This window comes from Homoserinimonas sp. OAct 916, assembly GCF_003260275.1.
Classification (GTDB): Bacteria; Actinomycetota; Actinomycetes; order Actinomycetales; family Microbacteriaceae; genus OACT-916.
The window spans coordinates 201216-214670 of the sequence record NZ_QJHB01000004.1; the positions used below are offsets into that span (position 1 = coordinate 201216).

General features: G+C 54.4%; 12 protein-coding genes and 1 pseudogene. All 13 read right to left on the reverse strand.

Translation table 11 applies throughout. The features are described 5' to 3' along the window. Window positions 1-282 precede the first annotated feature (282 nt). Window positions 283-1191: a DUF1028 domain-containing protein gene (locus tag DL891_RS06095; RefSeq protein ID WP_157962413.1), complete on the reverse strand. Its 909-nt coding sequence runs from the start codon at window positions 1189-1191 to the stop codon at window positions 283-285. Between the two features lie 445 nt (window positions 1192-1636). Next, window positions 1637-2821 carry a M20 family metallopeptidase gene (locus tag DL891_RS06105; RefSeq protein WP_111719540.1) on the reverse strand — a complete coding sequence of 395 codons (1185 nt, stop codon included), beginning with the start codon at window positions 2819-2821 and terminating at the stop codon, window positions 1637-1639. A gap of 10 nt (window positions 2822-2831) precedes the next feature. Beyond that, entirely contained in the window at window positions 2832-3830 is a 999-nt protein-coding gene (locus DL891_RS06110; protein ID WP_157962414.1) for an LLM class flavin-dependent oxidoreductase, read from the reverse strand. Window positions 3831-3839: 9 nt separating this feature from the next. Further along, on the reverse strand, window positions 3840-4403 hold the full coding sequence (locus DL891_RS06115; protein ID WP_157962415.1) for a hypothetical protein: 564 nt from the start codon (window positions 4401-4403) through the stop codon (window positions 3840-3842). 75 nt (window positions 4404-4478) lie between these two features. Continuing rightward, entirely contained in the window at window positions 4479-5939 is a 1461-nt protein-coding gene (locus DL891_RS06120) for an amidase (protein WP_111719543.1), read from the reverse strand. 101 nt (window positions 5940-6040) lie between these two features. Continuing rightward, entirely contained in the window at window positions 6041-6925 is an 885-nt protein-coding gene (locus DL891_RS17780) for an oligopeptide/dipeptide ABC transporter ATP-binding protein (RefSeq protein ID WP_368665619.1), read from the reverse strand. A gap of 65 nt (window positions 6926-6990) precedes the next feature. Further along, the gene (locus DL891_RS06130; RefSeq protein ID WP_198668790.1) at window positions 6991-7947 is read right to left on the reverse strand and encodes an ABC transporter ATP-binding protein; all 957 of its coding nucleotides are present in this window, start codon (window positions 7945-7947) and stop codon (window positions 6991-6993) included. After that, entirely contained in the window at window positions 7944-8801 is an 858-nt protein-coding gene (locus DL891_RS06135; RefSeq protein WP_111719546.1) for an ABC transporter permease, read from the reverse strand. The genes DL891_RS06130 and DL891_RS06135 overlap by 4 nt, the downstream gene beginning before the upstream one ends. Then, complete coding sequence (locus DL891_RS06140) at window positions 8798-9886, reverse strand: ABC transporter permease (protein WP_255563077.1); 1089 nt, start codon at window positions 9884-9886, stop codon at window positions 8798-8800. The genes DL891_RS06135 and DL891_RS06140 overlap by 4 nt, the downstream gene beginning before the upstream one ends. 6 nt (window positions 9887-9892) lie before the next feature. Next, on the reverse strand, window positions 9893-11512 hold the full coding sequence (locus tag DL891_RS06145; protein WP_111719548.1) for an ABC transporter substrate-binding protein: 1620 nt from the start codon (window positions 11510-11512) through the stop codon (window positions 9893-9895). A gap of 426 nt (window positions 11513-11938) precedes the next feature. Next, a complete protein-coding gene (locus tag DL891_RS17065) occupies window positions 11939-12091 on the reverse strand; it encodes a hypothetical protein (RefSeq protein WP_157962417.1) in 153 nt (50 codons plus the stop codon). Between the two features lie 20 nt (window positions 12092-12111). After that, window positions 12112-12506 (reverse strand): annotated as a pseudogene (locus DL891_RS06150) (IS30 family transposase); the annotation flags it as partial. Between the two features lie 78 nt (window positions 12507-12584). Then, window positions 12585-13379 carry a FadR/GntR family transcriptional regulator gene (locus DL891_RS06155; RefSeq protein ID WP_198668792.1) on the reverse strand — a complete coding sequence of 265 codons (795 nt, stop codon included), beginning with the start codon at window positions 13377-13379 and terminating at the stop codon, window positions 12585-12587. Window positions 13380-13455: the final 76 nt, after the last annotated feature.

Consider the following 13455-nt stretch of genomic DNA (forward strand, 5'->3'; position numbering starts at 1 on the left):
TCACCCGCACCACAGGTGGTGCCCGCAGAAGCGAATATTCAGTTATCACTGTGCCGTCGGGTTGCCACGTTCAATGCCCGTAACGACACGGTCGAAACGGCGGTGACGGAGCCCGTGAGGGCCGAGGCGCTGCGGTTACGGAAAGAGAAAGGGGACCTGAACGTGCGTTTCTAAAAAAGCGTCCATCCTTTTGGCCCCAGAAGCATCTGCTACTAGCGGCAAGCGTTCTTACTGATGCACGCGGAGAAGACCCGTTTCAGCATCACCCGAATGGCCCGATTACTAAAGGTCTGATAGGTGTCGATCAAAACCACTTCTAATCCCCCTCACTCTCGCTTCGCGCCCGTGGGCGAGAGGAAATCGCTGGATAAGCTTTCGAGCGATCACTTCATCATCAGCCGTAAGCGTGGCGTCGCGCCCAGGTTCCCTTCCGGCAAGATGCTCAACCACAAACTGCCATATCCTCAAATCCGGATCTTCACTTGAAACGGCGCACTCTCGGAGAGTATTAATGAGGTGCTGTGCAACAGCTTCAGGACAACCGCGGGTTATCCATTCGTAACAAGTGGAAAGTATGGAACGACGGGTGGCCATGTCCCGCAGCCTCCGTAGCTCTGCGAGTGGCGTGTCGTGATCATCTACTCTTATATCGAAACTGCCGCCAATACGATCAGATTCAAAAACCAAACCTGCCGAACGGTCTCCGCGTAAGTCACCACCTGCATTCCCAGCAGCCTCAAGTGCGTACAGGATCCGTTCGTCGATTGAGCCCGATGAAAGGATGAAAGCAGAATGGGCAGCCTCAAGTACGCCACCGTCGGACAGCATGTTCCCAGCTATAGCCACCTTCGCGTCACGATCAATCTGATGCCCGGAAAAATCAATGCAATATCCACCAGTAAAAGCTGCCAGTTCACCGTTGCTAGTGACCATGACTACCTGCTTGTACTCCCCACCGTCATGCTGGCGGCAAACACTGGAAATAGATTCCAAGTCTCCACCGCCTAGTGCGTGCCGTGCGCACTCTCCGCCCAACTCCGGACTGGAAAATGCTTGTGAAGCGATGAGCACGTGCTCCTTTGAGTTGCTCCCTTTGGTCAGAATTTTTGCTAACACAGAATTCGAATGGGACACCGTGCCCAAGGCGATGTCCCCTGTCTCCTTGTCAAATGCGACTACCGTGTACGTCAAAGCGACTGCTCTCCTCAGTGGACGAGATGCTTGGCAAAGTGCCCCATCGTGGACAACGGGCCGCTGACGACTGAATGTGGGAGGACCACGAATCGCCGAATCTCCAACTCGACCAACTTAATAAGCCGATCGGCTACTTGCTCCGAGCTCCCTACCCACCCGACTTCGTTGATGATTCCAATGGATATGAGGCCGAGGATCTTTCTCATCAGGCTGAAGTCCGTGGGTTCTGCGATTTTGCAACCCCAAGCGGGAGTGTGCCCTCCAGAGTCTCCAAGAAGAGCAAGCTGGAGCACAATAGCCCAAACACATACCCGTTAATGGATCGCAGGGCATCTCGAGCGCTTTCGAGAGGGTCATAGAACGGTCGACTCGCCTGGATCAATCTCGTTTCCGGCCCTATCGGATCAGGCGAGTAGGTAACCAGTAGCACCTCCATGGGAGTCTACGGCTCCTTCCGGTGGGCAAGGAACTCCCCTGCCACAGCGCTTCGCGTCGAAGCAGTTGATAAGAACCTTATGGCACTAAGGCCTAGTGCCTTCGCCCCATCGAGGACGGCCCTATCTCCCTCAACGCCACCAGCATACTCCGCGAATTCACGGGTGTGCAGTGCGACATCACTGGGGCTTACCTTGATGAGTGGGTGGATAGTTGGTACCACGTGACTAACATTTCCCATATCAGTGCTACCAATGACATTCGACTGTTTGTCTGGGACCTTCGCGTCACGACCAAACTCTTTAGCGCTTTGGACATAGAGTTCCATCAGGGCATTGTTGGTCACCAAATTATGGTAAACCCGTCCTATCGGTTCGTGGGTCAGGTCGCAGCCCGCGGCTCGAGATCCGGTTTCCAAGCAGTTCCACGCCCGCTCGACTAGATTGTTGAGATCGTCAAGCGTTGGCGATCGCATATACCACTCCGCCTGCGTATGTTCAGGCACGATATTCGGGAGGGTTCCGCCTTGAGTAATGATGCCATGAATTCGTTCGTCTCCGGAAATGTGTTGCCGCAGCGCCGCAACGTTTACGTATCCGAGCACGGCGGCATCCAGAGCATTCCTTCCGCGCTGCGGGGCGGCTGCCGCGTGCGCGGCAAGGCCATGATAGTCGACGCGCATGCGCTGAATTGCTATCGTATTCATCTCTGTTAGTTCGCTGCCAGCGGGATGAACCATCATCGCTGCATCAATGCCGTCAAATGCGCCGCGTTCGATCATGATAACTTTGCCTCCTCCGCCTTCTTCGGCGGGGGTACCCAGAACCACTATTCTTCCAGAACATTCACTGGAGAGTGCGCGGGCTGCGGCAATTGCTGCACCAATCCCAGCTGCTGCGATCACGTTGTGGCCACAAGCGTGGCCTATCTCGGGCAATGCATCATATTCACAAACTATAGCTACAGTCGGGCCGGGGCCACTCGCGATCTCCGCTCGAAACGCAGTATCGAGCCCGCAGGCCGATCGGGTTACATCGAACCCGGCCTGCTCTAAAGCGCCTGTCAAGAGATCATGAGCTCGCACTTCTTCGAAAGCAAGTTCGGGATAAGCGTGGAGCTCTTGAGAGAGCCCGGTCAGGTTGTCCGCTTCGCAATTTACCGCGGTTGCGATGAGGTCTTTGAAGTTCGTCATTCGAGGTTTCTCATTTCATATCGGCTGACAGTTGTGCCAACAGCGGCATGATTTCTGCCAGCTCTAGCTTCTTGCCCCCCACCGGAATGGGCGCCAACGCGATCTCGCTCACTCCAGCAGCTCGATACCGCTCCAACATTTGTCGACATGATTCCACCGTCCCGTACGCCACGTAGCTCCCAACCACATCTTCCCGCAGAGCATCAAAGATAGTTTCAGCCGGCCCGCCGAGCAATGGTTCGATCTCATCCCAGTGCCCGCTCTTTTGCAACGTAAATCCGCCCTGGGCTGAAGAAAGGCTCTTCGCCACAAAGTGTCGGGCGTTCCGGTACGCAGTCGCTTGGTCGGAATGTACACTCAGATAGACGAACGAGACAATTGGAAAACCGGCCTTGCGTGAAACCAGCTTGGCACTGATCTCATTGCGAGCCCACCGAATAAAGTGCGGCGAGGAAAATGCGGAGAGAATAAGGCCGTCAGCGCTCTGCGCTGCAAGTCGGAGCATCTGAGGTCCTTCTGCAGCCAACCAGATGGGCGTCGGGGATGGAGGAAAAAAGTCAAGTTCCACGCCATGAAGTGCGTCAAACTCATCACTCCAAGTGACCGCACGCCCAGCCAGGAGTGCTCTCGTAGCGTCCATCCGACTACGCAATGACCCAATCGCTTTAGATGGAGTGCGTTCAAGCGCAGAAAGCGCTTGTTTAGCCCCGAGCCCCACTCCTGGCACGAAGCGGCCTGGAAACATCAACTCAAGCGTTGAAATTTCCATCGCCAGCGCCGGGAGACTACGCAAATATGGGGAAGCGACACCGAGTCCAATTCCGAGCCCGTGGGTCGATGCCAAAACGGCCCCCGCGGTAGCAAAAGCACCCTTTCGAAAGTAGTCTTCTGTTATCCACAGCCGAGAGAATGCAGACTCCTCCGCGAAACGAGCAACAGCAACAGTTTGCTCTGGAGGTATTGCGCTGCTGAGCATGAGAGAAAGTCGCATTCCCGGGTTCTCATCCACGATTCAGCCCTACTCTTCTAAGCTCGGTGAGTCGCGATCAGCCAGGGTGTACGTGTAGGTGATCGGCTCACCATAAGGGCCACCGCCCAGCCCGCGATCCTCAAACGTGTCGCCGAACGGGATTCGGGGCTCCGTCTTCGGCTGCAGTTTTGCCGACTGAAAATGCCACATTTTCCACTCTGGCGCACCGTCACCGTTATCTCTGTGGTAAATTTCTGTGGCCATGCTCCCAAAAATTGAATGGTCATCGGGCTGTCGATCAGCCGTGACCGGCTCATCCAGCTTAAATACAAGCTCGCTAATCACCCATGCTGTGTCCGCTCGGACCTCGATGCGAACTATTGCGACTGTCTGGGACAACCGCGTGTGGAGATTTTGGTCAATAAGGTACTGCCAGAGGTCACTAAGTTCATCGACACCAAAATAGCTAAAACTATTTCGGTTGAACATTGAAAAATTTTTCCCCGATGGGAAACACTCTTGCATCGACGGAATATCGAGGCCAACGTTTGCCTTCCACCATTTTTTGTGTAGTGCGATTATTTGCCGTCTGTCGTGTTCCGTAGTATCCATACCCATTTCCTCCATAACATCTTTCGGTCGTTGTTGATCAGTCACATTCTGGCTATCTTTTCGCACTTGAACGTTTCAATAGTTGCTGGCCGGTACCTCAGCCATTTGTTGCGGGCGGCGCCGCTCCCACTGGAGCTGTGCCTCAAGACCGGCCGCCAGTTGCAGCAGAAGACAGTCAGCAAATGGCTTGCCAATTAACTGCACGCCAAGTGGATACCCCCGGCCATCCACATGGGAAGGAATTGAAATTGCAGGTAGGCCAGCTACATTCACCCATCCGGAGAAAGCCCCCATTGCGTTGAGAGTCTTCCGCTCTGGGGCCGCGAGGTTGAGCTCGTCAGATAGAACGTCCTGGTTCGGCGTTAGAATTGCGCTCGTCGGCGTCACGAGCACATCAAAATCTTCAAGCCACGGTCTAACCAGAATGCGGGTCAAGCGCTTCATTTCCGCGACCGCCCGCACGTATTCTCGTACAGACATTTGATCAATCAACGCAAGCCGACTCTTCGTATCCGGATTCATCGGCTGACTTAGGTCATAATCAAGCAGATGAGTTCCGGCCGGGCCAACAAACTCTCGAAACAGACTGATCGCTGGGCTCTGAATGATGGAAGGATTAACTTCAACTATTCGGTGTCCTTCCCCGGCTAATCTGTCAGCAACCGCGCGCGCAGCGTCTGCGCAATCGCTGTGAACGAAGATGTCACCTGGCGCCTCCGTCAGTATTCCGATCCGAAGTGCTTGCGGCTTATTCCGAATCGACTCCACGAAGCGGGGGGTAGAGGCAGCTGATAAAGTCCATGCGTATGGATCAGGCCCCGCGGTCACATCCAGAATTGCAGCGGTGTCGGCTACAGTCCTACTCAAGACCCCGTCCACCGATGAGCCTTCCCAATTAGGAACGCGCTGCGGCAATAGACCACGCGATGGCTTAAGCCCTACCAACCCGCAGGCCGCAGCGGGCAATCTGATCGAACCGCCGCCGTCAGTAGCAGTGACGGCTGGAACTAGTCCAGCAGCAACCGCTGCGGCCGATCCCCCACTTGAACCCGCAGGAGTTATCTCGACGCCCCAGGGGTTCAGCGTCCGGCCATATTTGATGCTCTCGCCCGTTCCATCCGCAGCAAGCTCAGAAGACGTAGTGCGGCCGATCGGGATAAATCCAGCTTCAAGGAGTCTTTCAATGAAGATATCGCTTTCGCGTTGGGGTGCGCCTGAGACTGCCCACGAGGACTTCGTATTCGGTTGTCCTTTCACGTTCTGGACGTCTTTTATTGCGATCGGCACTCCGAAGAAGGGAGGCAAATCCCCTCCCCTTCCCATCTCTGCGGTCGCCATCTCAGCTCGTTCGAGGAAGTCATCCTCCAAGCTCGCCATGGCGTTCAAATGTGGGTTCAGTCGTAGCATCCGTGAGTAGTAGAACTCGCCGACCTGAAGCGGGGTAACTTCACGCTTTCGAATGCGACTGGCAACCTCAACGGCGGAAGAAAAGGGATCCATCTGCATGCTGCACTCCGAGTCATTCATATTTGTCATCTAGTTAAGTTCGCTTTCGTCCGCTCGCAATAACCATTCGAGAGTTGACCATCAGTGGCACCAGGTGCGCCACTCTCGCCGGATATAGCGAATATAGATTTTCAGATGGGTCCGTCCACGGATCGATGGATACAGGCCAACTGTCGCGTGCTACCAACCGGAAGGAGTAGAGGATCAACCGTCGCACAAGCTTCGTCGGCGATAGGGCAACGACCGCGAAACGCGCATCCATCAGGAATTGCGGATGCGCTTGGAGTTTCTCCCTTCATTGGCGTGATCTCCCACTTGACTGCCGGATCGATTGGTGGCTCAGAGCGAAGTAGGCCTTGTGTGTACGGATGCCTCGGATTCGCGAAGATTTCCGCTGTCCTGCCAATTTCAACAATGCGTCCGAGATACATCACGGCGACTCGATCTGCTATGCGTCTTACGCTTGCGAGGTCGTGAGAAATAAAAACATAACCCACGTTTCGCTCTTCCTGGATGCGCTTCAGGAGATCTAGAACACGAGTTCGTACCGACTGGTCAAGGCTTGCGGTTGGCTCATCCAATACCACAAGTTCAGGTTGACTTATAAGAGCGCGAGCGATCGCGACCCGTTGCGATTGACCACCTGAGAGTTCGCGTGGTCGTCTGCTTAGGAAGTCATCACCTAATCCGACACTATTTAGCGCCGCCACGGTTCGAGTGCGGGCGGCAGAAAGTCGAAGTCCATCCATTCTGAGCAATGGCTCCGCTACAATCCTTTCTACATTCCAGGACCGATCTAGAGCCTGGTCGGAGTGTTGAAAGACCATTTGGACGAGCCGGCGAAGCCTCTTATCAGTGGCAATATCGGCGATATCATGGCCCGCTACACTGACGCTACCGCTCGTCGCTGTTTCCAGACCAGCGATTAACCGCGCAGTCGAAGACTTCCCGCAGCCAGACTCTCCAACAAGCGCAATCGTCTCACCTCGAGCAACTTCGAAGCTCACTCCCCGCACAGCGTGAGTTTGAATCCGGCCCTTGACATAGGTGTGCCGCAAATCCCTAACATTAAGGAGATTATTCAAATGGACTCCAAGTTATGACAGTATGCAATCCGTGTATTATCAGCTATTGCTGGCGGTGGCGTTGTCTGGCAAACGGGTGTGCTAAACGGGCAACGATTTGAAAATCTGCATCCCGACAATCCAAAGTCAATTGGGTTCTCGCTTACGCTTGGAGTGCTGTCAGCCGAACCATCGGCATAGCTCTCCAAACTCTCAAGCAAGAATTTCGTGTATGGATGACGAGGGTTCGCGAAAACCTCGCGTGTAGGGCCGACTTCCATCACTTGGCCACCGTATAGAACAATCAATTGGTCGCACATACTGCTGACGACAGCGAGATCATGGGTGACCATCATCACCGACTTCTCATCGCTTTCACCCACTAGCTTTCGAAGTAGCATGAGAATTTGCGCTTGAATCGTGACGTCCAAGCCTGTTGTTGGTTCGTCGGCAATGAGTAGCGGGGCGCGAGTTGAGAGCGCCATCCCGATCACCACCCGTTGGCACATGCCACCCGAAAGCTGATGAGGGTAAGAATTTGCCACCCTACCGACGTCGGGAATACCCACTCTCGCCAATAACTCATGTACCTCGGATCGTGCTTCCTTGAAAGTCATGTTGCAGCGTTGCCTAAGTACACGAATCACTTGTTTGTTGATTCGCATTGTTGGGTTGAGCGCAGCGCGTGGATTCTGCGAAATCAAAGCGATATCTTCCCTAGAAGAGTTGACGTACTGATTCGTCAGACCTTTAAGAATTGACTTGCCGGCTACTCTCGCCTTGCCGCTTGTTACTCTGACTCCGCTTGGCAGAAGGCCCATAAGGGCGAGAGAAAACATCGATTTCCCAGATCCAGACTCGCCAACGAGCCCGACGATCGATCCCGGCTTTATCGATAGTGTGATATCTCTAAGCAGCGCAATTCCGGTCTCGAAAACCTCTACTTGGAGCCTGTCTACGTCAAGAACACTCATAATGAATTCCTCCTCGAGAGCCCGTCTCCGATCAGCTGAAATGAAAGAACTGCTAACAGCATCAGCAGCCCGGGGAAGAGCGCCGGCCACCATTTGCCCGTCAGGATGTCGCTATATCCTTCCGCAATCATGGTCCCCCACTCAGCGGTTGGGGGTTGAATCCCGATTCCCAAAAAGGAGAGCCCGGCGATATCGAGGATCGCCCATCCCGCTGTAACCGTTGTTTGGATCAACGGCGCACTAATGGCGTTGGGAAGAATGTGTCCGAATATGACTCGGCCGCGATTCGCGCCGGCGAGCTTGCTAGCCGGAATGTAATCTAGCTCTCGTTCTGAAAGTGCACGCGCACGAGCCAGCCGCACGAAATGTGGGGTCGAGCCAATGGTAACTCCGATTGCGACAAAGATAATTTCATGGCCCAGAAATGCAACGATCATGAGAGCAAGCACAAACCCGGGGAACGCCAGCAGCGCATCGGTGATCCGCATCACCACGTCATCAACCCAACCGCCGATATACCCTGCGACGGCCCCAAGAATTGAGCCCAGTGCCATCGCCATAATGGCGACCCCAACAGCAAGCATTAAGTCGAGCCGAATCGCTGCCACTGAACGCGCCAATACATCACGGCCGTACCGGTCAGTCCCAAAAAGGTGTTCAGAATCTGGGGCCATTAGCGACTGCCCTGGTGCTGTCACGTTCGGGCTCGGGAGAAAGAGCGGACCGAAGGCGCCCAGCAACACCAACGCAAACAACAGAACTATCCCGGTAATAAGGGCACTGTTTTGACGAACGACGGTAAGCCGGAAGCGCTTCCTTGACGCGGCTCGCGTTGCAAGGTGGATCGAACTCAAGATTTACTACCTCCCAGCTCGATGCGAGGATCTGCCACAGAGTACAAGAGATCCACTATTAGGTTGATCGTCACATATCCGATCCCGACAATGATCACGAAGCCTTGAACCACGTCGAGATCACTCTGAGAAATGGCTGTGGCGAGATATTGACCAATACCAGGCCAGCTGAAGATTTTTTCAATAATGATGTTGCCGGCGATCAAATACCCGGCGACCAATCCCATGGCCGTGATCACTGTCGGAAGAGCATTTCTTAGCCCTTCTTGAAGAAAGATACTGGGGCTTTTCAAATTGAATCCTCGTGCAGCACGTGCATGGCCACTAGCGAGTGCCTCTATAGTTGATGCGCGAGTAATACGGGTGACTGATATTGAGCCCAACACCCCGAGGATTAGCGCCGGCAACGCCAGTTGGCCTAGTGCTGCCAGAGTGACGCTAACTTCTCCCGCAAGTAGGCCATCTAGTGTGTAAAAACCGGTGACTCGGGGAGGTGGCGACATTCCGAGGGGAAGTCGCCCTATAGGGCTGGGAAAGACGCCTAAGTTATACACCAAAAAGAATATAGCTAGTAGTGCTAACCAGAAACTCGGGATAGAGCCCCCCACCGCGGTGAGCGCTCGAACTAGAGTGTCTGGCCACCGGTTAGGGTTCGTAGCAGCGATGATTCCCATCGAAATGCCGATTAGTGAGGCGATGAGGAAGCCAACGAGGCTTAGCTCTAAGGTAGCCGGAAGCCTATGCATTAGTTCGGTTGTAACTGATTTACCAGTGCGGATTGACGTGCCGAAGTCGCCTTGAATCAGGCCGTATAGGTACTGGAGGAACTGCTGATGCAGCGGAAGATCAAGTCCGAACTGTGTGCGAACCTGGGCGATAAGCTCTGGAGTGGCATTGCTACCCGCGCGGACCAACGCTGGGTCTCCAGGGAGAACCCTTGAGGCGAAGAAGACCAAGATTGCCATAATGGCGATCGTGACTGCGCTCGACCCTATGCGCTGGAATAGGTACCTTGCCAATTGGCTTTCCTTTCTTTTCGAGAAACAAGAGGTGTCCTTGGGCCCAGAACGAAGGCCCAAGGACACCGAAGGCTATTCCCTCGTCAGGTATCGGAGCTGGAAGAGCTGATCGCTGCGCAAAGCGATTCCTGAAACATCAGCACGGGTGACAACAGACGTATCCATTGCAAAAAGATTGACGAAGGCTGCCTCATCTATGACAATCTGTTGGGCTAGGGCAGAAAGTCGCTCACGCTCGGCGTCATCACCCTCGTCAATACCAGTGAGCACCAGTTCGTCAAACTTTGCATTTGAGAATCCGGTCTGATTTGTTGCTCTGTCAGTCAGAAGTACTGCGCGCATTTGAAAGAACGGATCCTGCACAGAAGATACCCAGTTGCCAATTAAGAATGGAAGCTTTTGGGAATAGCTTGATGTAATGAAGTCAACTTCTGCCATCTTCGAAATATTGACTGTCACCCCAATTTCTGCCAAAGCAGATTGAATGTAAACAGCAGAATCTACGGAAATTTGGTCCGAAGACGATACCGAAAGTTCAACAGCTAGCCCTTCTAAGCCAGCATCCTCCAATAACTTCTTTGCTGCCGCAGTATTCGTTTCATATTGCGTAGTCTTGTCGTCGGGCGCAATGCTCGTCTCCATATTGTTCGGCACAATCCCATATGCAGGGCTTGCTTGACCGAGCATGACTTCTTCCATTAGCTGTTCGTAGGGAATGGCTTTCGCAATAGCTTGACGTACAACGTCATTGTCAAATGGTGCAACCTTTGGGTTCATCCCAAGGAAATAGAAGAATCCGCTGGGCATGGTAAGGACTCTGAGTGCCTCGTCAGACGCAGCCTCCTGCACAAGGCGAGGCGTTAACTGAAGCGCGACATCGATGTCCCCATTCTTGACCGCAAGATAGCGTTGATCCAGATCCGGCATATTTAGAATCGTAATCTTTTCCGCGAATACGTCCTCGGCATGCACATAATTGCTGTTCTTTACCAGCGTCATGCTTTCAGCGCCCGCCCAATCTTCAAGAGCAAAGGGACCGGACGGAGTCGCGTTGTTCGTAAAGTAATCCGTGGCCGACCCGTCCTTTCCCGGATTGGCCATCCCCGCATCCGCACTAACGACCGAGAACGTGCTTTGGGCAAGGAACTTGTTTAGCGCTGGTGATTGAGCATCAAGGGTGACCTCGATTGTCGATTCGTCTATCGCAACAATCTGGGACTCAGCATCGCTTATGTGCATAAATATCGAGCTCGACCCAGCCACATAAGACGCTTCGGAAAGGGTGCGTTTCATACTGTAGACAACGTCCTCGGATGTCAGTGGAGTTCCATCAGCGAACGTAAGCCCATCGACAAGGCGATATGTCAAAGTTCTCCCATCCTCTGACGTCTCGGTACTCTCGATGACTCCGTTTATGTGCTTGCCAGTGGTCGCCAGGTATCCACCTTCAACGGGCTCAAATTCCTCTTCGACGAGGCCCGCATACAGATTGGCGGTAGCTTGCAACGCCGTGTAGCTCTTAGTTAAAATTGGATCAAGCCCTTCAACTTCACCCGCGCCGATCACGAACGTGCGACTGACCTCTACCTCCTGCCCCGCTTCTTCGCCGGGCACTTCTGCTTGACATCCAGCGAGTGCTACCAGTCCGACCAGTCCGAGCGCGGCAGCTCGCGCGATACGACTATGTATCATGAGATCTCTTTCTCTCTTTTAGTGGTTTCCTTGTTGAGTTGAAGCGGTTGATTTTGTCGACGCTCCTCAGGTTTACTGATCGGCTCGATTGTTGAAAGTCGAATTGTCTGACTTAGGGATCATATTGAATTGTCAGACTCATGACTTGAAATGAAACGATACATGGTTTTCGGCCAAAAACGAAGTCTCATGTTTGTATTCTTGAATACGACGGAAATCACATCGCTTCAGCATCAATCCTGCGTTCACCTCATTTCAGCCTCGGGCGAACCGCAACGGTGCACGGGGTGGTCTCGGCTTGATCGTTTGAGGGCTGGTTCCAGAGCGTTCCTGATTTGCCCAAGTTCAATCGGTGAACTCATCGATTCCCACGTGCGTACGGGCGGCGTTGAACCAGCACACCCAGCCCAGTGTCGTGACTTCAACTTAATCGACAGACAGCCAGGGACCGCGGGGTTTGGTCAACTCCGCCTTGTAGATGCCGATCCGTGACTGGATCAGCGCGTTGTCGCAGCCATCGCTGACGGTCCCGACGGAGGGGTCAATTCCGTTCTCGATCAGCCTCTCGGTGACAGTCAATCGATGTTTATCTGGCGGGTTCAACCGGTCGTTGTAACACTGGGCTGTTGAAGAGAGCGTCTCTGCTCCTCCAAGACTTCACAGGGGTCTTCCAACCGGGGGTCTTTCGGGAGCGGTTGTTAAGTGCGCGTGCGACGGCTTCGAGGTCCGCGGCGGACCGGCGCGAGAATTCGGTGCCTTTGGCGAAGTACTGGCGTAAGAGTCCGTTGGCTTTCTCGTTCGTAAGTCGCTGCCAGGGCGAGCGAGGATCGGCGAAGAACACTCTCGTACCGGTATCGAGCGCGAACTGCGCACGATCGGAAAGCTCCTTTCCGCGATCCCAGGTGACAGTTTTGCAGAGTTGCTCGGGGAGCTTCGTCATCGACATAGTCAGGCCAGCGGTCACCGCGACGGCACCGTAGCCATCGAGCGATGGCCATTCTTCACGGGTGGCTTCTCGCCCTAGCTCGTCTCGCCTTCTGCGGCAAAATAAGCTGTCATCTACACTCTCGGCTCAGCAACCGTCACCATAGGCGGAGCTGAGCTTGGCCAAATGTTCTTTCATGGACGACGAAGCGCCTACACTGTCGCCCGCCTCAATGCGTAAAAGGATCTCGATATGGTCCTCAGTGACGCTTGTCCAGAACGTCGCACCCAAGCCGTTTGGGACGGCTCGGGCCTGAAGTACGCGGAAAACCGGTTCGGCCATGACGCCCAAGAGCCGGTTGCTTGATGCCTCTACCACAAGGCCGTGGAAGTTGCGGTGATCACGGAATTTCCGGCCGCGTCCCCTTGCCTGGTTTTCTCGCTCGACCATGACCCGCATCTCGTCGATATGGTGCTGTTCGTGGCGAAGGGCAGCCAGACCAGCCGCGGGGACCTCTAGAAGCTCACGTGCCTCTAGCAGGTTCGCCAAAGAAACGTCGTCAGCCCCCGACATCAGTCCCAGGCTCGTCTCGAGGTAGTCGCTTACCTGATCGAACCGCATCCGCGAGATGAACGTGCCACCGGTGGTCCCTCGGGTTGTATTGACCAGGTCGCGGGATGCGAGCGCACGCAGCGCCTCACGAACGGTACTCCGGCTAACGCCGAAAATCTCGGCCAGTTCAGACTCAGCCGGTAGCCGGTCCCCCGACCCGAGCGATCCGTCGAGGATGAGGTCACGCAGTTGATCGGCGACCTGCTGATAGGCAGGCCTAACCTTGCCTACCTGCGGGCCAAAGAGGGCTTCACGAGCCTTTGAACGAGCGACCAAGGCGTCGCCTTCAACTTCACCTCCGTTGGTCTTTCCAACCACGTATTGTCTCACTTTTCTTGGACTAGGTGGCGTTGCTGAATGCAAGAGTCGCGCACTATTGCGCGCATCCGCTCGAAGCGTACCATCC

Coding starts and splice junctions, on each gene's coding strand:
- DL891_RS06130 (WP_198668790.1), bottom strand. CDS start 7,947: ATGAGTGTTCTTGACGTAGACAGGCTCCAAGTAGAGGTTTTCGAGACC.
- DL891_RS06145 (WP_111719548.1), bottom strand. CDS start 11,512: ATGATACATAGTCGTATCGCGCGAGCTGCCGCGCTCGGACTGGTCGGA.
- DL891_RS06105 (WP_111719540.1), bottom strand. CDS start 2,821: ATGACGAACTTCAAAGACCTCATCGCAACCGCGGTAAATTGCGAAGCG.
- DL891_RS06120 (WP_111719543.1), bottom strand. CDS start 5,939: ATGACAAATATGAATGACTCGGAGTGCAGCATGCAGATGGATCCCTTT.
- DL891_RS06115 (WP_157962415.1), bottom strand. CDS start 4,403: ATGGATACTACGGAACACGACAGACGGCAAATAATCGCACTACACAAA.